General features: G+C 70.6%; 24 protein-coding genes. 12 read left to right on the top strand and 12 right to left on the bottom strand.

The annotated features are described in order from the left end of the window. Positions 1–44: 44 nt before the first annotated feature. The 5 genes from F6J85_RS11185 (at position 45) to F6J85_RS11165 (ending at position 4,238) form a co-directional block, all read left to right on the top strand. On the top strand, positions 45–1,169 hold the full coding sequence (locus F6J85_RS11185) for an LLM class flavin-dependent oxidoreductase (protein ID WP_150925040.1): 1,125 nt from the start codon (positions 45–47) through the stop codon (positions 1,167–1,169). A 44-nt stretch (positions 1,170–1,213) separates the two neighbouring features. Next, positions 1,214–2,284: an LLM class flavin-dependent oxidoreductase gene (locus tag F6J85_RS11180; protein ID WP_150925038.1), complete on the top strand. Its 1,071-nt coding sequence runs from the start codon at positions 1,214–1,216 to the stop codon at positions 2,282–2,284. Then, a complete protein-coding gene (locus F6J85_RS11175) occupies positions 2,281–2,943 on the top strand; it encodes an NADPH-dependent F420 reductase (RefSeq protein ID WP_150925036.1) in 663 nt (220 codons plus the stop codon). Before F6J85_RS11180 ends, F6J85_RS11175 begins: the two co-directional genes overlap by 4 nt. A 48-nt stretch (positions 2,944–2,991) precedes the next feature. Then, the gene (locus F6J85_RS11170) at positions 2,992–3,699 is read left to right on the top strand and encodes a hypothetical protein (RefSeq protein ID WP_150925034.1); all 708 of its coding nucleotides are present in this window, start codon (positions 2,992–2,994) and stop codon (positions 3,697–3,699) included. 128 nt (positions 3,700–3,827) lie between these two features. After that, a complete protein-coding gene (locus F6J85_RS11165; RefSeq protein WP_150925032.1) occupies positions 3,828–4,238 on the top strand; it encodes a VOC family protein in 411 nt (136 codons plus the stop codon). Here the strand turns inward: F6J85_RS11165 and F6J85_RS11160 are convergent, their stop codons facing one another. Continuing rightward, the gene (locus F6J85_RS11160; protein ID WP_238706934.1) at positions 4,239–4,457 is read right to left on the bottom strand and encodes a hypothetical protein; all 219 of its coding nucleotides are present in this window, start codon (positions 4,455–4,457) and stop codon (positions 4,239–4,241) included. It abuts the gene before it with no gap. A gap of 133 nt (positions 4,458–4,590) precedes the next feature. Further along, the gene (locus tag F6J85_RS11155; protein WP_150925031.1) at positions 4,591–5,982 is read right to left on the bottom strand and encodes an APC family permease; all 1,392 of its coding nucleotides are present in this window, start codon (positions 5,980–5,982) and stop codon (positions 4,591–4,593) included. Between the two features lie 366 nt (positions 5,983–6,348). On the opposite strand from F6J85_RS11155, the gene F6J85_RS11150 reads away from it, so the two are divergent. The 3 genes from F6J85_RS11150 (at position 6,349) to F6J85_RS11140 (ending at position 7,993) form a co-directional block, all read left to right on the top strand. Next, entirely contained in the window at positions 6,349–6,810 is a 462-nt protein-coding gene (locus F6J85_RS11150) for an Lrp/AsnC family transcriptional regulator (protein WP_150925030.1), read from the top strand. A gap of 92 nt (positions 6,811–6,902) precedes the next feature. Continuing rightward, on the top strand, positions 6,903–7,568 hold the full coding sequence (locus tag F6J85_RS11145) for a hypothetical protein (RefSeq protein ID WP_150925029.1): 666 nt from the start codon (positions 6,903–6,905) through the stop codon (positions 7,566–7,568). Positions 7,569–7,594: 26 nt separating this feature from the next. Then, positions 7,595–7,993 (top strand): VOC family protein, encoded by a 399-nt coding sequence (locus F6J85_RS11140; protein ID WP_150925028.1) that lies wholly within the window; start codon positions 7,595–7,597, stop codon positions 7,991–7,993. 34 nt (positions 7,994–8,027) lie between these two features. Here F6J85_RS11140 and F6J85_RS11135 read toward each other — a convergent pair whose 3' ends face one another. Beyond that, on the bottom strand, positions 8,028–9,128 hold the full coding sequence (locus F6J85_RS11135) for a fatty acid desaturase family protein (RefSeq protein ID WP_150925027.1): 1,101 nt from the start codon (positions 9,126–9,128) through the stop codon (positions 8,028–8,030). 55 nt (positions 9,129–9,183) lie between these two features. Beyond that, a complete protein-coding gene (locus tag F6J85_RS17700) occupies positions 9,184–9,360 on the bottom strand; it encodes a hypothetical protein (RefSeq protein ID WP_191906587.1) in 177 nt (58 codons plus the stop codon). Positions 9,361–9,608: 248 nt separating this feature from the next. Here F6J85_RS17700 and F6J85_RS11130 point away from each other — a divergent pair, with 248 nt between their 5' ends. Then, a complete protein-coding gene (locus F6J85_RS11130; protein WP_150925026.1) occupies positions 9,609–9,887 on the top strand; it encodes a GlsB/YeaQ/YmgE family stress response membrane protein in 279 nt (92 codons plus the stop codon). A gap of 92 nt (positions 9,888–9,979) precedes the next feature. Next, a complete protein-coding gene (locus F6J85_RS11125) occupies positions 9,980–10,726 on the top strand; it encodes a formylglycine-generating enzyme family protein (RefSeq protein WP_150925025.1) in 747 nt (248 codons plus the stop codon). Between the two features lie 13 nt (positions 10,727–10,739). Here the strand turns inward: F6J85_RS11125 and F6J85_RS11120 are convergent, their stop codons facing one another. The 5 genes from F6J85_RS11120 to F6J85_RS11100 form a co-directional block, all read right to left on the bottom strand. Next, entirely contained in the window at positions 10,740–11,240 is a 501-nt protein-coding gene (locus F6J85_RS11120) for a GNAT family N-acetyltransferase (RefSeq protein ID WP_191906586.1), read from the bottom strand. A gap of 4 nt (positions 11,241–11,244) precedes the next feature. After that, positions 11,245–11,583, bottom strand: coding sequence for a hypothetical protein (locus F6J85_RS11115; RefSeq protein ID WP_150925024.1), 339 nt, complete (start codon positions 11,581–11,583; stop codon positions 11,245–11,247). Continuing rightward, a complete protein-coding gene (locus F6J85_RS11110; protein ID WP_150925023.1) occupies positions 11,583–12,359 on the bottom strand; it encodes a hypothetical protein in 777 nt (258 codons plus the stop codon). The genes F6J85_RS11115 and F6J85_RS11110 overlap by 1 nt, the downstream gene beginning before the upstream one ends. A gap of 77 nt (positions 12,360–12,436) precedes the next feature. Beyond that, on the bottom strand, positions 12,437–13,090 hold the full coding sequence (locus tag F6J85_RS11105; protein WP_150921953.1) for a response regulator transcription factor: 654 nt from the start codon (positions 13,088–13,090) through the stop codon (positions 12,437–12,439). Then, the gene (locus F6J85_RS11100; RefSeq protein WP_150921954.1) at positions 13,087–14,289 is read right to left on the bottom strand and encodes a sensor histidine kinase; all 1,203 of its coding nucleotides are present in this window, start codon (positions 14,287–14,289) and stop codon (positions 13,087–13,089) included. The genes F6J85_RS11105 and F6J85_RS11100 overlap by 4 nt, the downstream gene beginning before the upstream one ends. Positions 14,290–14,468: 179 nt before the next feature. On the opposite strand from F6J85_RS11100, the gene F6J85_RS11095 reads away from it, so the two are divergent. After that, on the top strand, positions 14,469–15,311 hold the full coding sequence (locus F6J85_RS11095) for a DNA-formamidopyrimidine glycosylase family protein (RefSeq protein ID WP_150925021.1): 843 nt from the start codon (positions 14,469–14,471) through the stop codon (positions 15,309–15,311). Positions 15,312–15,325: 14 nt separating this feature from the next. On the opposite strand, the gene F6J85_RS11090 is transcribed toward F6J85_RS11095, so the two are convergent. From F6J85_RS11090 to F6J85_RS11080, 3 genes are all read right to left on the bottom strand, one after another. Continuing rightward, a complete protein-coding gene (locus F6J85_RS11090; protein WP_238706933.1) occupies positions 15,326–16,969 on the bottom strand; it encodes an FAD-dependent oxidoreductase in 1,644 nt (547 codons plus the stop codon). A 43-nt stretch (positions 16,970–17,012) separates the two neighbouring features. Continuing rightward, a complete protein-coding gene (locus F6J85_RS11085; protein WP_150925020.1) occupies positions 17,013–17,564 on the bottom strand; it encodes a type 1 glutamine amidotransferase domain-containing protein in 552 nt (183 codons plus the stop codon). A 96-nt stretch (positions 17,565–17,660) separates the two neighbouring features. Further along, the gene (locus F6J85_RS11080) at positions 17,661–19,166 is read right to left on the bottom strand and encodes a DHA2 family efflux MFS transporter permease subunit (RefSeq protein WP_238706932.1); all 1,506 of its coding nucleotides are present in this window, start codon (positions 19,164–19,166) and stop codon (positions 17,661–17,663) included. A gap of 186 nt (positions 19,167–19,352) precedes the next feature. On the opposite strand from F6J85_RS11080, the gene F6J85_RS11075 reads away from it, so the two are divergent. Then, positions 19,353–21,245, top strand: a complete 1,893-nt coding sequence (locus tag F6J85_RS11075) for an ABC transporter ATP-binding protein (protein ID WP_150927367.1) — start codon at positions 19,353–19,355, stop codon at positions 21,243–21,245. The last annotated feature ends 1 nt before the right edge of the window (position 21,246 follow it).

Here is a 21,246-nt window from a genome sequence, read left to right as displayed (position 1 = left end):
TATCGGTGCATGATTCACATGTCAACTAAACCGGGAGGGTTCCGATGGTCGAGCCGAGCGCGAAGCGCCGCCTGCTGTTCGGATTGAACACGTTCGGCGACGTCGCCAGCGAGGCCGGTCGCCTCCTGGACGACGCCGGCTCTGTGCGCCTGCTCGTCGAGGAGGCGCAAGTGGCGGAGTCGGTGGGCCTGGATGTCTTCAGCGTGGGCGAGCACTACCGGGACGGGCAGGTCGACTCGGCGACGCCGGTGGTGCTGGCCGCGGCGGCGCAGGCGACGAGCACGATCCGGCTGGGGACCTCGGTGACGGTGCTGTCCACCCAGGATCCGGTGCGCCTGTACCAGGAGTTCGCCACCGTCGACGCCATCTCCGAAGGGCGCACCGAGATGGTCCTGGGGCGGGCGTCGGCGACGGAATCGTTCGCGCTGTTCGGATTCGACATCGCCGAGTACGAGGCGCTGTTCGAGGAGAAGCTCGACCTGTTCCTGCGGCTCATGCGTGAAGAGCGCGTGACCTGGTCGGGGCGGTACCGGCCCGCGCTGGCCGACGTGCGCCTGCACCCGCGAATGCCGGCCGGAGGCATCCCCGCATGGATCGGGATCGGCGGGAGCCCCGACTCGGTGCTGCGGGCGGCCCGGAACGGGCTGCCCATGATGATGGCCATCATCGGCGGCAAGCCCGAGCGCTTCGCCGGCCATGCGGAGCTGTATGTGCGAGCGCTCGAGCAGTTCGGGCACGCCGAGCTGCCCATCGGACAGCATTCCCTCGGGTTCATCGCCGACACCGATGAAGAGGCCAGGGACATGCACTGGCGGCACTGGGAACCGGTCGTGACCCAGCTGAGCCGCGAGCGCGGGTTCTACCCGCCCACCCGCGAGCGGTACCTGCAGGAGCTCAGCGAGGGCGCGCTGTATGTCGGCGGTCCGGAGACGGTGGCGCGGAAGATCGCCCGGATCGTTCGCATCAACCACCTGTCCCGCTTCGACCTGAAATACGACCTGCGCCACCTGCCGCGCCAGGCGCGGGAGGACAGCATCCGGCTGTTCGGGGAGCGGGTGGTGCCGCGTGTCCGAGAGCTGCTGGAAGACGGCGACGACACGTGGGAACCGACGGACCGGGAGGTGGCGCGGATCACCGCCGACGGCGGCCCGGCCCGCGCCTCCTCGTGACGCGACCGCAGACGAGACGAAGACCTCACAAGGAGTTGTAGACGATGGATGCATCGCAGATCGAGTTCGGCATCGACAGTTTCGGAGACCGCCCACGTGACGACCGGGGGCAGATCGTCTCGCACGCTCGGGCGATCCGCGCGGCTGTGGCGGAGGCGGTCCTGGCAGACGAGATCGGCATCGACGTGGTCGCGCTGGGGGAGCATCACCGGCCGGAGTACGCGATCTCCAGCCCCGAGACGGTGCTCGCCGGCATCGCGACGGCGACGAAACGGATCCGTCTCGCGTCGGGGGTGACCGTGCTGTCGTCGGACGACCCGGTGCGGGTGTTCCAGCGCTTCGCCACGGTCGACGCGCTCTCCGGCGGGCGCGCCGAGGTGATCCTCGGCCGCGGTTCGTTCACCGAGTCGTTCCCCCTGTTCGGGTACGACCTGAAGGACTACGAGGTGCTCTTCGAGGAGAAGATCGACCTGTTCCACCGGCTCCTGGAGGAGAGGCCCGTGACGTGGCAGGGCACCACTCGCGCCGCGTTGCATGACGCGGATGTGTATCCGAAGACCGAGTCCGGGCGCCTGCACACGTGGGTGGGCGTCGGCGGGTCGCCGCAATCGGTGCTGCGCACCGCGCACTACGGGTTCCGGCTCATGCTCGCCATCATCGGAGGTGCCCCCGATCGCTTCGCGCCGTACGTCGACCTGTACCGGCGAGCGCACGAGCAGCTGGGCACGACCGCGCAGCCGGTGGGGATGCACTCGCCCGGCTTCGTCGCCGCGACCGACGAGGAAGCCAAGGAGCTGTTCCACCCCGGCTACCGGGAGATCCGCGACCGGATCGGCGCGCTGCGCGGCTGGCCGCCTCTGCAGCGCCGGGAGTTCGAGGCCGACGTGGAGCACGGCTCGCTGTACGTGGGTTCGGTGGAGACCGTCGCGGCCAAGATCGCCCGCGCGATCCGCGCTCTGGACGTGGGGCGCTTCGACATGATCTACTCCGCTGCCGGTACGGTGTCGGCCTCGGCGCGGATGCGGTCGGTCGAGTTGTACGGCACTCAGGTGATCCCCCGCGTCCGTGAGCTGCTGGCGGAGCAGCCCGTCGCTGCGGGTGGTGCGTCGCGATGACCTCGCCCCTCCCCACGGTCGGGATCCTCGGGGCCGGCAAGGTCGGCACGGTCCTCGCCCGCCTCGCCGTCGCGGCCGGCTTCCGGGTGCTCGTCTCCGGCTCGGGCGATCCCGCGCGGATCGCGCTGACCACCGAGGTCCTCACCCCCGGCGCGACCGCGGCATGGCCGAGAGAAGTCGCCCAGGCAGCGGACGTGGTGATCCTCGCGCTCCCGCTCGGCAAGCACCGACGCCTCCCCGTGGACGCGCTCGAGGGCAAGCTCGTCGTGGACACCATGAACCACTGGTGGGAGGTCGACGGACCCCGTGACGCCATCGTGCCCGAGGGTGTCTCCTCGAGCGAGATGGTGCAGCGGTTCCTCGACGGTGCGCGTGTCGTGAAGGCCCTGAACCACATGGGTTACCACGACCTCGAGGACGAGGCCCGTCCTCGCGGACGCCCCGGGCGCAAGGCGATCGCGATAGCCGGCGACTCCGCCGACGACGTCACCGCCGTGGCCGAGCTGATCGACGCGCTCGGGTTCGACGCCGTCGCCATCGGGGACCTTGCGGCCGGTTCCCGGCTGGAACCGGGGACCCCGGCATTCGGAGCCGACGTGGAGGCCGCCGAGCTCCGGACCCTCGTCCGCGGGGGTGCTCAAACCGCGGATGCGGCGTAGGCGAGAGGCTCCCTGTCACGGGACTGCCCAGGGGTGCACAATGTGGGCATGAGCGAGGCATCGCCTCCCGTCGACCCGCCGGCCGAATCCGACGCCGTGCTCGGTCGTCGAGCGCAGATCCTGGCGACGGAGCATTGGGGGCTGCTCGCCGCGCGCGGCACGGCGCAGAGCGAGGTGCTCACGCGGATCACGATCTTCCTCACGCTGGTGTCGGCGGGCCTGGTCACGATCGGGCTTCTCGGCCAGGCGTCCGCCTTCTCGGGCGGATTCGCGACGGCGATGGTGGCGATCCTCGCCTTCCTGTGCCTCATCGGGTTCATGACGGCCGTCCGGGTGATGAACGTCGCCGAGGAGGACATGATGTACGTCGTCGCGATGAACCGGCTCCGCGGCGCCTACGTCGACCTCGATCCTGCCGTGCAGGACTATTTCCTCGCTGCGATCGCGGACGATCAGGATGGCATGAAGCAGACGTACTCGTTCCTGCGACGCCGGGGCGCCAGCGTGCTGATCGGAAGTTCGTCCATGCTGCTGTTCGTCGTCGACGGATGCGTCCTGGGTCTCTTCGGGGGCGCCGTGGTCACCGTGAGCGGAGGACCTGTCGGGTCGGCCGTCGCGGTGGGCATCGCGGCCGGCCTCGCCCTCTTCGTCGGGCTCTTGTGGTACTCGGGATTCGGCTACGTGAGCGTATGGCGCAGCTACATCCCGATGCGGCGCAGCCGTGCGCCTCGGCCGTTCCTCCGACGCGATCGCTGATCGCGTCGCCGGCGTCGATGAAGGCGGCTGCCGCGGTCCTGCGTCCGCGCGGCGGAGGAGGTCTGGCGAAGGCCGCATGACGGCATCCGGCCCTTTCCGACGTCGGAGGGTGCCGAGATAATCGCTGCATGCCTCTTGTGGACCATCTCGGCATCACCGTCGAAGACCTCACGCGCGGGATCGCCCAGTTCGACCCCGTGCTGCAGGCGCTCGGCTGTAAGCGGTACGACGCCGACGGCTCGGTGTCGTGGTATCGGGAGGGCGAGACGGAGCTGATCCTCTTCCCCGCCCGAGAGGAAGGCACCGGGCCGCACCGGCACGGACGCGTCGGATGGCAGCACCTGGCGTTCGCGGTCGACTCCCGCGACGAGGTCGACCGACTGCACGCGGTCGCCCTCGCCGCCGGCTGGTCGGCCGTGCGCGATCCGAAGGTGTACCCGCGCTTCTCGGAGCGCTATTACGCTGCGTTCGTCGAAGACGACAACGGCGTCCGGATCGAGTTCATGCACCATCCTCCTCCGGTGGACGGCGAGAGCTGATCAGATCGAGGCGTCGGTCTCGATGTCCTCGGCGAGGTCGTCGATGGCCTCCGGGCGCAAGTGCACGCCCGCCTTGTCCAGGCGATCCTCCAGCACGTGGGTGACATCGTCCTCCACGTGCCCATGCCGGATCTCGTCGCGCACGTCCTCGGCGATGTGCGCGACCACCTCGGTCTCGTCCACCTCCGAAGGCTCGGAGGGATTCGCGTTCGATGTCATGGTTCGAGGGTGCACCCCGTCGTCCCCTCGGGGATGCCCCTTGACGTGGCGGCGACGGCCGGTCCGGCGCTGAGCATGCCGCGTACGGCTCTCGCTGCAGTAAGCCGGCAGGTGAGCCAGCGCTTCGCCGCCGTCACTCCGGGGCCGATGCGGCGTCACCGGGTGCCGCCGCCGCCTCCGAGCGCGCGCTCTCGCGGTCGTCGCCGCGCTTGCGCGTATAACGGGCGACGAGGAAGAGAACCGAGCCGACCGCGACATAGGCCAGAGCGCCCAGCCACACCGTCCACGACTGCTGCGTCAGCAGCGCGATGCTGGCGATGATCGCGAGCACCGGCACGATCCGCGGCACGGTGAAGTGGGGATGGTCGACCTTGTCCTTCTTCTTCAGCACGAGCACGCTGACATTGGCAGACAGGAACACCAGCAGCAGAAGCAGCACGGTCGTCTCGGCCAGCGTCGCGACGTCCCCGATGAGGCTGAGGAGGATGGTCGCACCGGCCACGACGAGGATCGACACCCACGGGGTGCGGCGCTTGGGCAGCACCCGCTCGAACACGCGGGGGAGCAGGCCGGCCGTCGCCAGACCGTAGCTCACGCGGCTGGCCATGACCATGAACAGCAGCGCACCGTTGGCGATCGCGACCAGGGCGATGAGTCCGAACAGCCAGCTGGGAACGCCCAGGCCGCTGGCGGCCACGACATCCAGGAGCGGACCGGACGACTCGGCGAGATCCGCCGGCGGCAGCACGATCACGGCGCCGATGGCGATGAGCAGGTAGACCACGGCGGCCGTGATGATGGCGCCGAACAGCGCGCGGGGGTAGGCCTTCGACGGGTCCTTGACCTCCTCGGCCATGTTGGCGGCGGCCTCGAACCCCAGGAACGAGAAGAACGCGACGATGGATGCGGCGAAGGCGCCCTGCAGCGGCGGCACGTCGGGGGCGAACTCGAAGATGCGCGCCGGCTCACCGTTGCCGCTGCCCAGCACGATGGCGGCGATGACGATGACGATGACCAGTCCGGTCACCTCGATGACGGAGGCGATCAGGTTGGCCGCCAGCGATTCGCGCACGCCGCGCAGGTTGATCAGGGTCAGCAGGATGATGAAGACGATCGCCGCCGGCATCTGCGGAACGTCGATGAGGGCGCCCAGGTAGTCGCCGGCGAACGCGTTCGCCAGGGCCGCGGCCGTCGTGATGCCCGACGCCATCATGAGGAAGCCCACGAGGAACGACAGGTAGGGGATGCTGAACGCGCGGTCGACGTAGCGGGCTGCGCCGCCCGCGTGCGGGTACTTCGTGATGAGTTCCGCGTACGTCCCGGCCGTCAGCAGCGCCACCACGAGCGCGATGATCAACGGCAACCAGATCACACCGCCCACATCGTCGGCCATGGTCCCGACGAGGGTGTAGATGCCCGCTCCGAGAGTGTCGCCGACGATGAAGGCGAAGAGGAGCGGCGCGCCGACGGCGCGTTTCAGCCCGATCTTCCCACCCGGCGCGGGCGGTGCGATGTCTTTGGTCATCGCACCACTCCAGCCCCCGCTGTCGGCATGTGCAAGTCCCTACCGGAACCGTAAGGCCGATCGCCTAAAATGCGCGTTCCGCCATCGTGACGGGGCTGCGGGTCTCGGGCGCCGCAGACGGAAGAAGCGCCCCCGCGGGGGCGCTTCTTCGGTGCGGGCCGTGCAGGGCGCCGACGGCGAGCCCTTTCCACGAAGGGCTCGCGCCAGCGGGGTGTGCTCGCCGATCCCGACGCTCGCTGCTCGTGGCGGCTCGCGCTCGTGTGTGCAATGATCACAACACCCATCGCGCAATCGGTGCAATAGCGACGCAACAGGGTAGTCAATCTGATCAGTCGCCGGGGTGCTCCGAGAAGGAGGTTGGACAGTATGAACGGCCTGGACGAGACCGACCGTCGAATCCTGCTGGCGCTCGACGACGACTCCCGGATCCCCGTCGCCCTCCTGGCGCAACGGCTGTCGTTGGCCCGCGGCACCGTGCATGCACGACTGGAACGACTCTCGACCTCCGGCGTGCTCCGACCCCACAGCGCCCGTGTGCGTCCGGCCGCGCTCGGGCGAGGCGTCGCCGCATCCATCCGCGTCGAGCTCGATCAGCATCAGATCGCCGAGGCCATCGAGGCCCTGCGCGGGGTGCCCGAGGTGCTCGAGTGCTTCGCACCGGCAGGCGACACCGACCTGCTGCTGCGCGTGGTCGCGAAGAGTCCCGATGACCTGTACCGCGTGGCCGAAGTCATCCGGCTGTGCCCGGGCATCCTGCGGACCTCGACGAGCCTGTTCCTGCGGGAAGTGATCCCCTATCGGGTGAGCGAGCTGCTCAAGGCGGAGTGACGCCGGCGCCGCGCGCGCCGGGCAGGTTACGCGGGTATGGCCGGAAGGGCAACGGTGTGCGGGGATCCGGTGCCGCGACCTAGGTTCGCCGCATGAGTGCAGACAATCCAGACCGCCGGGACGCCGTACCGCCGCGAGCCCCGGACTCCGGCGACGGGCCGAGGGTCGCCGCCGATGGGCAGCGCGACACGCTCCGCCAGGACGTGCTCGCCCGGGAGAAGGACCGATTCGGCGGCTTCAAGTTCGGCGCGGCCTTCTTCGGATGGCTCACCGCGATGGGGGCCGCCGTTCTGCTGGCGGCGCTGGTCGCAGCGGTGGGAGCGGCCATCGGGCTCAGCTCCGGCACGTCCGTCGACGAGGCCGCCGACGCCGCCGCAGACAACAGCGATGCGGTCGGCATCGGCAGCGCCATCGTCCTGGCCGTGGTGCTGTTCGTCGCCTACTTCGCCGGCGGTTACGTGGCCGGCCGGATGGCCCGTTTCAGCGGGGCCAAGCAGGGCCTCGCGGTGTGGATCTGGGCGATCGTGATCGCCGTGATCGTCGCCGTGGTGACGGCCATCGCGGGCAGCCAGTGGGACGTCCTGGCCAATCTCGACGGCTTCCCCCGCATTCCGGTCACCCCCGAGTCCGCGACCGCGACCGGCATCCTCACCGCCGTGGGCGCGGCGATCGTGACGCTGGTGGGGGCGATCCTCGGCGGCATGGCGGGCATGCGCTATCACCGCAGGGTCGATCGCGTCGGACTCGAGCGGCCGTAGCGGGCGGGAGGCGCTAGCGTGGCGGCATGACCGCCCCGCCGCCCTACGTCTTCTTCCCCGGCGTCGCCGCCGATGCGCTGCGCTTTTACCGCGGCGTCTTCGGCGGCGAACTGACGCTGCACACGTTCGCCGACTTCGGCCGCGACGACGGACCCGCGGAGGCGATCGCACACGGGATACTGGTGGGTCCGGTCGATCTGTTCGCCGCGGATGCGGCGCAGGACGAGCCGACCGTCGCGGTCGAGGGGCTGCTGCTGTCGCTCTTGGGGGCGGCACCGGCCGCCACGCTGGAGGAATGGTTCGCGGTGCTGTCAGAGGGGGGCACCGTGATCGACCCGCTGCAGGAGCGGCCGTGGGGCGCCAGCGATGGAACGGTGCGGGACCGGTACGGACTGACGTGGCTGATCGGGTACGAGCCGGCGTGAGCCCGGTGGGCAAGCGCTGTGCCCGCAACCGGGGTCAGACCGGGGCGATCTGGGCGCGCTGCTCGACGAGCGGGCAGCTGAACACGTCGCGCTCGCCGAGCCCGACGCGGTTGATGTAGCGCACGACGATCCCGTACGACGCGAACAGTCCGGTCTGCGTGTAAGGCACGCCCTTCTCGCGGCAGTAGGCGGCGATCATCGGTGCCGCTTTGCGCAGATGCACCCGCGGCATCGAGGGGAACAGGTGGTGCTCGATCTGGTAATTGAGCCCGCCCATGACGGTGTCGAGGAACCGGTTGCCCCGGATGTTGCGGCTCATCATCACCTGACGGCGGAGGAAGTCGAAGGTCACATCGCGGGGGACGACCGGCATGCCCTTGTGGTTGGGGGCGAACGCCATCCCCATGTAGACCCCGAAGAGTCCCAGCTGCACGGCGAGGAACACGAATGCGATGCCGGGGGAGAGGACGACGAACACCAGTACGGTGAAGCCGACCAGGCGCACGCCCAGGAACGCGATCTCGATCCAGCGCCGATCGAGCCGTTCGCGAACGCTCACACGCCGGATCCCGGACGCATGCAGGGAGATGCCCTCGAGCAGGAGGATCGGGAAGAAGAACAGTCCCTGATGGGCCCGGAGCCAGCCGACCAGCCGGCTGCGCGGGGCGGGCGCCTCCGCCGTGACCGCGATCACCGGAAGCTCGATGTCGGGGTCGGCGCCGAGCTTGTTCGGATTGGCGTGGTGACGGGTGTGCTTGTGCTGCCACCAGCCGTAGCTCATGCCCACGAAAAGATCGCCGATGATCAGGCAGATCCAGTCGTTCCACTTGCCAGATACGAAGATCTGCCGGTGCGCGGCATCGTGGCCCAGCATGGCGATCTGGGTGAACAGGATCGCCAGACCCACCGCGGTGAACAGCTGCCACCACGTGTCGCCGATCCAGACGAATGCCACCAGCGCCGCGATGAGGGCGAGGGGAAGGCCGATCAGCTTGGTCCAGTAGTAGCCGTACCGCCGGCGCATCAATCCGCTGTCGCGGATCATGTGGGCCAGAGCGGTGAATTCGCTGACGCCCCGGGCACCCGCGCCGCGACCGGTCGTGCCAGGCTTCGTCGCGCGGATGTCAGTGCTCATAGCACGACGTTACCGGGGTAGCCTGGGCGCCTCTCAGGTTGGCCGGGACCCTCGGTCAGACGAGGTCCATCAGCGCCGACCCGAAGACGACGGCGGCGGCGGCGAGGGCGAGCATGCCCGCGGCGAGGATCACGCCCACGACCAGCATGTTGCCCGCGATGGCGAGAAGGCCCGCAGCCAGCGGGGAGAGCTCGCGGCGGCGGGTGGATGCGGTGGGGATGACGTGGGTCATGTCTCCGACGCTACGAACGATCCGCCGGTGGGTCGTCGGCCGGAGGGTTGATCCCGCATCCGCCGTCAGGATGAGGTCGTCGCCGAGCGCCGGGTTCCTCGAAGGACGGGATATTACGTGTCAGAGCGTGCTCTGACAAGGGCACGGACCCGATTCGCGCCGAAGAGTCAGCATCGGGTTAGCTGGACGGGTCACCGCGGGTGCCGTGCACATCGGCCGGCGCCCTCCGACGAAAGAGAGAAAACCACATGCTCTGGACCATCCTCGGCCTCATCCTCGTCGGCCTCATCGCCGGCTTCATCGCTCGTGCCGTCATCCCCGGCAAGCAGAGCATGAGCATCCTGATGACGATCGTCCTCGGAATCGTCGGGTCGTTCGTGGGAGGGTTCCTCGGCTTCCTGATCTTCGGAGCCGACCCCGCCGGCGGCTTCCTGCAGGCAGCCGGCATCATCGGCTCGATCATCGGCGCGATCATCGTGCTCGGGATCTACGTCTTCGCCACTCGCCGCGGTGCCCGCACCCGGTGATCGCGTGAGGTCACGCGGATGAAGGTCCGCTGAGAACGTTCCGACGGGGCTGTGCGAATCGCACAGCCCCGTCGTCGTGCGAGACTTCCTCGGTGGCCGACCTCGAGATGGCGCGCATCCCCGCCGGCAGCGTGGAACTGCACGACGCGCGGCGCCGCACCCACTGGACCGCTCAGCTCGAGCCGTTCGAGATCGGCGTGTTCCCGGTCACGCAGGAGCAGCTGGGCCAGGCGATCGGCGAGCCGGCGCCGCATCCGCGCCGACCGGCGGTCGAGGTGAGCTGGCTGCGGGCCATCCGCTTCTGCAATGCCGTCTCGGAGTGGGAGGGCTTGGACCCGGCCTACACGTTCGACGGTGAAGACGTGACGTGGCACGTGGATGCCGACGGCTACCGCCTGCCGACGGAGGCGGAGTGGGAGTACGCCTGCCGGGCCGGCTCGACCGGACCGCACTACGGGCCCCTCGCCGAGATCGCATGGACGAGCGCCGACGGAGTGAGCGCTCCGCAGGACGTCGGGCTGAAGCTGCCCAACCTCAACGGCCTGTTCGACATGCTCGGCAACGTGTGGGAGTGGTGCTGGGACCTTCTCGACCCCGCGCGCTACGACGATTACCGCGTGTTCCGTGGCGGCGGGTTCGCCGACGACGCGTGGAGCGTCCGCGCCGGCACCCGGCGAGGTGGGCCGCCGCGCGTGCGTCACGACGATGTCGGATTCCGCGTCGCGCGCGGAGGCTTCGCCGCTGAAGGCGCCGCGCAGGGCTGGTCGGCTCGCGTGGACCGTGAACGTGCGGACGGCGCTGAGGGGCCGCTGCCGCCGGGATGGACGCCGCGCCGCTGAGGTGGCGGCAGGGTCAGCGTGCGGCCAGGGCGGAGAGCGCCTCTCCGGTCACCCGCTGCGTGGTCCACTCCTCCATCGGCTCCGCACCCAGGGCGCGGTAGAACGCGATCGAGGGGGCGTTCCAATCCAGCACGGTCCACTCCAGGCGCGAGTACCCGCGCTCGGTGCACACCGCCGCAAGGGATGCCAGGAGCGCTCTGCCGTACCCGTGCCCGCGCCGGTCCGGATCGACGAACAGGTCTTCCAGCCAGATCCCGTGGCGTCCGGTCCATGTGGAGTACGTCAGGAACCACACCGCGATGCCGACGATGTCGCCCTCTCGCTCCACCACATGCGCGAAGACGCGCGGGTCGGCTCCGAACAGGGCCTCGCGCAGTGCCTCGACGGTGTTCTCCACCGCATCCGGCTCGCGTTCGTACACCGCCAACGCCACGATGCACGCGAGGATGCCGGACTCGTCACCCGGTCTGGCCGGCCGCAGCACAGCCCCGTCGGCAAGGGTGCGGGGGTCCATCCGTTCAGCCTAGCGGCGCATCCGCCGCCCTCCGATGCAGCGCGTAGCCCCACGTCGACAGGGCCAGCAGCGGACCCCACAGCCAGAACGGCAGAACCAGGGCGATCGTCCAACTGGCCTCGCCCAGCGGGGGGAGCCCGCGCAGTGAATCCACGGCCAGGCCCACCCCGCCGAAGGTGAACAGCGCGGACACGACGAGGGCGGGCGTCACCGCGAGCCATGCGGGAACCGGCGTGCCCCCCAGCGGCCCCATCCACGCCGGGAACCGCTCGCCCCAGGGCAGGATGAGGCCGAGGGTGAGGATGCCGCCCAGGGCCAGGGCGGCCCCCAGTGCCAGACCCATCACGAACACGCTCGCCCTCTCCTCCGGGGGAAGGAGGCCGGCGAACCCAGGAGCGGCCACGGGGTGAGCCAGCTCAGACGTGAGACGACGTAGGGGAGCGCGCACGCCGCCGCGGCGATCGTGAGGGGGACGCGGTGGCGCAGGACGGCGCGCGCGAACGGGCCGCCCTCCCATCCGCGCACGGCGGCGAGCATCCAGACGCCCGTGAAGGCGATCAGCGAAAGGGCGGAGATGGCCTCGATGCCGCCGTCCTTCAGCGCAGACGCGAACCGGACAGCGACATCGCCGATGGGGAAGAGCCCCGATGCCTGGCCCGCGATCGTCAGCGCCACGATCGCAACCGCGATCCCCGTCGCCGGCCACGGGTGGCGCCGTGCGAGCAGGATCAGGGCGGCGAGCACGCCGAGGGGAAGCATCCCGACGAGCGCGTACCCGGCGAAGGCCAGGCTGGCGAACCCGAGGAAGCCCAGGCCCGCGACGATCGTGACCGCCGCCGCCGCCGCCGACACCAGCCTGCTCGCCCGCAGGCGCGGGATGACCTGCAGCGCGGCGAGGGCCATGCCGGCCACCCCCGCGGCGAGCTCGACGGCGACAGCGACCGACGGGCCCAGCGCCGCGGCGATCGGTGCGGAGGAACCGGCGCGGAAAGGGCTGACCGCAGGGGCGGCCAGCCAGGTCAGGGCTTGCGCGGTCAGCACGGCGCTCGCCGTGAACGTCGCAGCGGTGAGTGCGGCGGAGGCCCGCGCCACCGTGCGGGGCGGAGAAGAGGTGTCCATGCCCACCAGGCTCGCGGATTGCGCGGCGCCGCGCGTCGCTCGCCGGAGCGGGCTGCACTCACCCGCGCGGGTGATCCTCAGCGCCCGGCGACACCGTGCTCGTACGCCCAGATCACCACGTGGATGCGGTCGGCGAGCCCGAGTTTGCCGAGGATCGACTTCACGTGCGTCTTGACCGTGTTCGTGGTCAGATACAGCCGCGCGCCGATCTCGTCGTTCGAGGCGCCTGTGGCCAGGAGAGCCACGACCTCCCGCTCGCGCGGTGACAGCGCGGTCAGCGCTTCGTCGGCCCTGGCCGGGTCGCCCGGTGCTGTGCGCACGTACGACAGCAGAGACCGCGCCGCGCGCGGGGCCACCACCGCGTCACCGTCGGCGACGCGGCACACCGCTTCGACGATCTCCCGGCCCGGGGAGTCCTTCGTCAAGAACCCGGACGCACCGGCGCGGATGGCCGCGAACACGTACTCGTCGAGGTCGAAGGTCGTGAGGATCAGGACGCTCGTGCGGGGGCTGAGCTGCAGGATCGCGCGCGTGGCGTCGATACCGTTCATGCGCGGCATCCGCACGTCCATCACGACGACGTCCACCGCATGCTGCCGGCACGCATCCACCGCCTGCAGCCCGTCGGCCGCCGTGCCGACGACGTCTATTCGAGGGTCGGCGCCCAGCACCGTCTCCAGCGAGGTGCGGATGAGTTCCTGGTCGTCGGCGACGACAACGCGCACCGTCATCCCGCCACCGGCAGCACGGAGAATTCCGCTCGCACCGTCCACGCCGGAGAGCGGGTGACCTCGAGCGTCCCGCCTGCTCTGGTGATCCGCTCCCGCATGCCGATGAGACCCCGCCCGCCACCGGCGCGCGTCGGCTCCGCGGCGCCGCTGCCGCCGTCATCGGTGACCTCGAGGACGAGGGCACGGGGTGTCCACGCGAGGGTGACCTGCACGTGCACGGGCGGACGGACGTGGCGGACGACGTTGGTGAGGGCCTCCTGCACCGTCCGGTGCACGGCCAGTTCGGCATCGCGCGCGAGCGTTCCCCGCGGTCCCGTCTCGGTCAGCGAGATGGCGCGTCCGGGACCGGCTGCGCCCTCGACCAAGGCGGTCAGATCGTCGATGGCGGGGGTGGGGGCCAGGGCGGCGGCATCCCCGCCCTCCCCGAGGACGTTCAGCAGAGCGCGCATGTCGCGCATGGATTCCCGGCCCGCGTCGGCGATCCGGCCGAGCGCCTGCGCCGACGCGGCCGGGTCGCGCCGGCCGGCCACGATGCCGGCCTCCGCCTGTGCGATCATCACCGTCATCGAGTGCGCCACGATGTCGTGCAGGTCGCGCGAGATGCTGCGACGCTCGGCAGCGATGGCCTCCCGGATGTGCTCGGCGGCGCGCTCCCGCTCGCGTGCGTCCCGCGCGCGCAGGAGACGCCCCACCGCCCACACCGCCACCACGGCAGCGGTCAGGCCCGCGAACGCGAACACGTCGACGAGGAGGTCGTCGTGCAGCGGACCCGACGTCGCCACGACCCGATGCGCCGCCACGATCAGGAGGGCGCCGGCCACCCCCAGTGCCAGCGCCGCCTTGCCCAGGCCGGGACGGGGATCGCGTGCCGCGCCGAACACGATCAGCAGGTACGCCAGGCTCGAGGGCAGCATGGCTGCGCTGGTCGTGGCATCCAGCGGAAGGAAGGCCAGGGTGAGCATGATCGCCGAGCCCGCCACGAGCGCGGCGGCGGTGCGGCGCGACCAGAAGAGGGAGGCGGTGTGCACTCCCGCGAAGAGCGCGATCGCTGCGCCATCCGTCCACGCCCACGCGCCGTCCGCGGCCTGCACGACCGCCGCCACGGTGACGGGGAGCAGGAACACCGCCAGGGCGAGGCTGCCGAGCACGTCCGGGCGCACGCGCCCGAGGCTCGAGGTCGCCGCGCCCGTGTGCGTCATGCCAGCAGTGTCGCAAGCGATCGCGGTCGCCGCATCCCCCACGGGAGTGGCCTCCCGCGCCGTCTCCGGGGCCGGCACGGACGGATGCTGGCGCCGGCCGGCGGCTTGTCCGTAGCATCGGGGCAGCATCCATCGTCGGGCGAGCACCACGATCCCCGACCGAGCCGGAGGACGACGTCGTGCCCGAATCCCCCGAGGTCGATGCGCTCGCCGCATTCCTCCGCGACACCCTGCACGGCGCTCGGGTCGGTGACACCGACCTCGCCGAGTTCCGGACGCTGAAGACCCGGGCGCGACCGCCGGCGGAACTCAGCGGGCACGTCGTGACCGACGTCCGCCGCTACGGCAAGCACATCGCACTCGTCACCGACGCAGCAGTGCTGGTCATCAGCTTCGGTCGGGCGGGGTGGGCGCGGTGGCTCCCCGTCGGCGCCGGGGCCCCGGCCGATCCGGTCGCGGACGCACCGCCGGCGATCGCCACGATCGACTTCCCCGAGCGTGGCGCGCTCGCCCTCACCGACGCGGGCCAGTGGCTTTCGATCGGGGTGTCGATCGTCGACGAGCCCGCCGACGTGCCCGCGATCGCCAAGCTCGGCCCCGACCCCACCGCCGACGACTGGTCGCGCACCGACCTCGAGCGCGTTCTCGGCACGAGGCGCAAACAGGTCAAGGCTCTGCTGCAGGAGCAGGAGAGCCTCGCCGGAATCGGCAACGCCTATTCTGACGAGATCCTCTTCGTGGCGCGCATCTCCCCGCTCGCACACGCCGCCGACCTCACGCCGGCCGAACGCGATCGTCTGTACGACGCCATCCGTTCGGTGCTCGGCGAGGCGTTCGCCGCCCGACGCGGCGTGCCGCCGGAGCGGCAGAAGGCCGACAAGGTCGCGTCGATGCGAGTGCACGGGCGCACCGGACAGCCCTGCCCGACGTGCGGGGGCGAGGTGGCGGACGTGCCCGGCTCCAAGGGGACGGCCCAGTACTGCCCCGCGTGTCAGACCGGCGGCGTGCCGCAGACCGGCTGAGCCCGGGTGGGCGCTCAGCCGGCCAGGGCGCGGTGCACCGACGCGACCGCGCTGGAACCCTCGCCGACGGCGGCGGCCACGCGCTTCATCGAGCCGCGACGCACGTCGCCGGCGGCGAACACGCGCGGCACCGAGGTCTCGAAGGGCAGTGGCTCGCGGCCCAGGCGCAGCCACGGGCCGTCCAGGCGCTCCTGGGGGATGTCGGTGCCCGTGCGCAGGAATCCGCCGGCATCGCGGTCCAGTTCGGCGAGCCATCCCGTGGCGGGGTCGGCGCCGATGAAGCAGAACAGTCCGCGCGCCTCGACGTCGCCGGCGGCATCGATGCGCACCCGCTGGAGCGATCCGTCGCCCTCGAGGGCGGTGATGTTGGCGCCGGTGAGCACCTCGACGCCGGGATCCTCCTGCAGGCGGTCGACGAGATACGCCGACATGCGCCGGCCGAGGTCGGCGCCGCGCACGACCAGGCGCACCGGCGATCCGTGCGACGACAGGTACAGTGCCGCCTGGCCCGCGGAGTTCGCGCCGCCGACGACCACGACGGGCGCATCGACGACGTGACGCAGCTCGAACTGCGTCGCCGCGTAGTAGATGCCCGCCCCCTCGAATTCGTCCCACCGTGGCAGCGGGAGACGCCGGTAGGCGGCGCCGGAGGTGACGATGGCGGTGCGGGCGTGGATGACACGGCCGTCGGTCAGGGTCACCTCCAGGCCGTCCTCGCTCGAGCGCAGCCGGGCCGCCTCGCAGGGGGCGTACACGCGCACCCCGAACTTCAGCGCCTGGAGGGACGCCTGGCCGATGAGCTCGCCGCCGCTGACACCGAACGGGAAGCCGAGGAAGTTCTCGATGCGGGACGTCGCGGCGGCCTGTCCGCCGGGGGCGACAGCGTCCAGCAGGACCGTGCTGAGGCCCTCCGATGCGCCGTAGATCGCCGCGGCGAGGCCGGCCGGGCCACCGCCGATCACGACGAGGTCGACGACCTCATCGGCATCACCGCTGTAGCTGAGCCCGAGGCGATCGGCGACCAGCCCCGGGGTCGCGCGCAGGATGGGCTCGCCCTGGATGAACGCGATCGGAAGGTCTTCCGGCGCCACGTTGTGGTGCTCGAAGGCGTAGGGGTCGCCGGGGTCGATCTCGAAGGCGGTGTGCACGAGGTCCAGCCGCTCCGCGAAGCGGCGCAGCGACTCGAAGTCCTTCGACGTGGGTGGCCCGACGAGCTTCAGAGTGAGGGCGGCGGGGCCTTTCCGCAGCCCTTCCCGCCGCTGCCACAGGGTGCGCAGGAGCAGGTCGCACAGTTCGTCGTCCTCGCTCATGAGCTTGCGCAGCGCCGCGCGGGGAACCCGGTACACGCGTCCGGGCCGGGATGCCCGGGCCGAGAGGAACGCCCCCTGGCCGTTGAGCAGCCCGAGCTCACCGGCGAACGTGCGCGCGCCGTTGACGGCGAGCACCGACTCGTCCAGCCACCACAGGCTGTCGCGCACGACCTCGACCTCCGCCGTGTCGACGAGGATCAGGTCGTAGTCGCGATCGCCCGACCGGAAGAGGTAGTCGCCGGTTGCCACCTCCTCCGGTGTGCCGAAAAGGACGATGCGCCGCCACTGTTCGTCCGTCAGCGGCTGCGGCCCCGGCAGCGGCTGACCGACCGGTTCCGTCGATCCCACGGGGGAAGATTACGCCTCCGTGGGATCGACGGGGCCGGAATCCTCAGGTCGTCTGCCCGGAGTGTTCGCCCTCGGCGATCTCCTCCACGAGCTTGTCGTTGAAGGCGGGCAGGTCGTCGGGCGTACGGCTGGAGACCAGGCCCGCATCGACGACCACCTCTTCGTCGACCCACGTGGCGCCGGCGTTGCGGAGATCGGTCTGCAGGCTCGGGTAGCTCGTGATCGTCCGGTCGTGCAGCACGTCGGCTTCGGTGAGGATCCACGCGCCGTGGCAGATGACGCCCACCGGCTTGTGCTGGGCGAAGAAGTCGCGGGCGAAGCCCACCGACGCGGTGTCCATGCGGAGGTGATCGGCGTTCACCACGCCGCCGGGGAGCACGAGCGCGTCGAATGCGGCCGCATCCGCCTCGCCGGCGGACAGGTCCACCGGCTGCTCGTGCCCGTTCTTGCCGGTCACGCTGCCCTCGCTGGGGGAGACCAGGACAGCCGTCGCGCCGGCGCCGGTCACGGCCTCCCAGGGAGAGGTCAGTTCACTGTCTTCGAAACCGTCGGTCAGCAGGAAGGCGACGCGCTTGCCGTTGAGGTCTTCGGTCATGGTGCACTCCTCACGTGTTCGGTCTGTCCACGCTAGGAAGGCCCACCGCCCCGCCGGCGGGGGTTGCTTCCGCGACGCGACCGCGCTACCCGGTCGTCAGTGCGCGAGCGCGGCGTCACCGCTCGGTGCGGCGGGATCGTCGGCCGGCTTGCGGATGAGGAAGGCGCCGAGGATGGTCGGCAGCGACAGCAGCGCGGCGATCAGGTACGCCGTCTGCGTGCCCCGCTCATCCACCGCTCCGGCGTCCGAGGCGGCGCTGGCGGAGGACATCACGGTGATCAGCAGCGCGATGCCGGCGGCCCCGGCGACCTGCTGCACGGTGCCGACCACGGCCGATCCGTACGAGTAGAAGCGGGGCTGGAGCGAGGCCAGCGACGCCGTGAACAGCGGGGTGAACGACATCGCCAGGCCCAGCGACAGGATCGACTGCAGCACGACGATCAGCCAGATGGGGGTCGTCGCCCCGACCGTGGTGTACATCCACAGCATCCCGCTCGTGACGATGGAACCGGGGATGAGGAGCACGCGAGTGCCCCACCGGTCGTAGATGCGACCGATGAAGGGACCCGCGAAGCCCATCGCGAGCGAGCCGGGCAGGATGATCAGCCCCGTCTCCAGCGCCGAGACTCCCCGCACGTCCTGCAGGTACAGCGGCAGCAGCGTGATCGCGCCGAAGAAGGCCATCGACATGATGCCCAGGTGGGCCACCGAGATCGAGAAGTTCCGCGATCGGAACACCCGCAGATCCAGCAGGGCCGCGTCGGAGCGCTGCTTCACCAGCTGGCGCCAGACGAACAGGGCGAGACCGACGACACCGATGACGAGGGAGGCCACGAACGTCGTGGTGGACATCGCATCCGCTGCCGCCGCGCCGGGTCCGGAATGACCACCGCCGCCGATCTGGCTGAGGCCGAAGACGAGACCGCCGAATCCGAACGCCGACAGGATCACCGAGGGCACGTCGATCGGCGCTCTGCGGGTCTCCCCGAGGTTCGTGATCCACCGCGCGCCCACGAACAGCGCGACGAGGGCGATGGGCAGCATGATGCCGAAGTTCCAGTGCCACCCGAGGGTGTCCAGGATGATTCCCGACATGGTGGGCCCGATCGCGGGGGCCAGCGCCATCACGATGCTGACGCGGCCCATCATCCGGCCGCGCTGATGCGGCGGCACGATCGTCATGAGCGTCGTCATGAGCAACGGCATCATGATCGCCGTGCCGGAGGCCTGGATGACGCGCGCCCCCACGAGGGCGGGGAAGCCGGGGGAGAGGAAGGCGGCGAGCGTTCCGATGGAGAACAGCGTCATCGCGGCGATGAACACCTGCCGTGTGGTGAACCGCTGCAGGAGGAACCCGGTGATCGGGATGACCACCGCCATCGTCAGCATGAAGGCGGTCGTCAACCACTGCGCGGCGACCGCCGTGATGTTCAGGTCGATGATGAGGCTGGGGATCGCCACACCCATCGTCGTCTCGTTGAGGATCGCGACGAACGCGGCCACGAGCAGGAGCCAGATGACGCGGCTCTGCTGGGGCGTGATCTCCGCGGGTGCCGCGGAGCTGGTGGGAAGGCGGATGCTGTCGGTGTCAGTGGCGGCCACGCGTGCTCCTCGATGGTTCTTGGGGATGCCAGGTCGCCAGCCCCGGCGGTGACGAGCAACGGTAACGGTGGCCCACGACGTGGCATTCCCGATCCGCCCGCATTCGTGCGGGTCCCGGCCTCCGGCCCCGACCTCCCACCCTAACCCGGGCCGCCCGCGCACCGACATAGGCTGGCTCGCATGAGTATGGGTGGCCGGGCCGGAGGTGGCGCCGCGTTCCGCGGGGTCGACATCCAGGCCCAGCGCCGCTTGAATGCGCAGGCCCCGCGCGTGGCGCACCTGGGCAGCCGCGTGGTGGAGCTGTTCCGCCCGTACCGGGGGCGCATCCTCGTCACGGCCGTCCTCGTGATCGCCGGCGCCGCGGTCGCGGTCATCCCCCCGCTGCTGGTCCAGCGGATCTTCGACGACGCCCTCTTCCCCGTCGAGGGCGGCTCGCCCGACCTCGCGCTGCTGCTGCGTCTCGTGGCGATCATGATCGGGTTGTTCCTGCTCTCGGCCGCGCTGGGGGTCGTGCAGACGTGGCTCACCTCCACGGTCGGCAACCGCGTCACCGGCGACCTGCGCGTGCGCCTGTTCGACCACCTGCAGGCGATGGAGCTGGGTTTTTTCACCCGCACCAAGACCGGCGTCATCCAGTCGCGCCTGCAGAACGACGTGGGCGGGGTGTCGGGGGTGCTCACCAACACCGTCACCAGCATCCTGGGCAACGCCGTCACGGTGGTCGCCTCGCTCGTGGCGATGATCCTCATCGACTGGCGGCTGACGATCATCGCGGTGGTGATGATGCCGGTGCTGATCCTCGTGCAGCGCCGCGTCGGCCAGGTGCGGGCGCGCATCGCGGGCGAGACGCAGGAGTCGCTGTCGGAGCTCACCTCGATCACGCAGGAGACCCTCAGCGTGTCGGGCATCCTGCTGTCCAAGTCGTTCAACCGCCAGCGCACCGAGTCGGAGCGGTTCGCGACCGAGAACGTCAACCAGGTGCGCCTGCAGGTGCGCCGAGCGATGAGCGGCCAGGGGTTCTTCGCCGTCGTGCAGGTGATCATGTCGAGCGTGCCGGCGCTGATCTACCTGGTCGCGGGGTACCTCGTGACCGGCGGTGTCGACACGATCACGGCCGGCACGATCGTGGCGTTCACGACCGTGCAGGCGCGACTGCTGATGCCGCTCATGGGTCTCATGCGCGTCTCGCTGGATCTGCAGACCTCCGCCGCCCTGTTCGCCCGCATCTTCGAGTATCTCGATCTGGTGCCCGCGATCAGCGACGCTCCCGACGCCGTCACGGTGGCGGAGGCGCCCGGTCCGCTCGGCCGCATCGAGTTCCGCGACGTGGTGTTCCGCTACCCGGATGCGTCGGCGGCGACCCGCGCGACCCTGCAGGGCGTCTCGTTCGTCGCCGACCCCGGCTCCCACGTCGCCTTCGTCGGACCTTCGGGGGCGGGGAAGACGACGATCCTGTACCTCACGCCGCGGTTGTACGAGGCATCCGAGGGATCCGTGCTGTTCGCCGGCGAGGACGTGCGGCGACTGCAGCAGGCCTCGATCGTCGATGAGATCGGCATCGTGTCGCAGGAGACCTACCTCTTCCACGCCACGATCCGCGACAACCTCCGCTACGCCAAGCCCGACGCGACCCACGCCCAGATCGAGGACGCCTGCCGGGCGGCGAACATCCACCACGTGATCGCCGGCTTCGAGCACGGCTACGACACGATCGTGGGGGAGCGCGGCTACCGCCTGTCCGGCGGCGAGAAGCAGCGCATCGCGATCGCCCGCGTGCTGCTGAAGGACCCGCCCGTCCTCCTGCTGGATGAGGCCACCAGCGCCCTGGACACCGTCTCGGAGCGTGTCGTCCAGGAGGCGCTGGATGCCGCGGCGCGCGGTCGCACGACCCTCACGATCGCCCACCGGCTGTCCACCGTGATCGGCGCCGACGTCATCCACGTCGTGGACGCCGGGCGCATCGTGGAGTCCGGCACGCACGCCGAGCTGCTCGCGCGCGAGGGCCTGTACGCGAGCCTGGCCGCCGAGCAGCTCGCGGCCAGCCGCATCCTGACCGAGGAATCCGCCGCCGACTCCTGAT

The sequence above is a fragment of the Microbacterium lushaniae genome (genome assembly GCF_008727775.1).
Classification (GTDB): Bacteria; Actinomycetota; Actinomycetes; order Actinomycetales; family Microbacteriaceae; genus Microbacterium; species Microbacterium lushaniae.
Note: the sequence above shows the minus strand (reverse complement) of the source record. Positions and strands in the feature narration are given on the sequence as shown.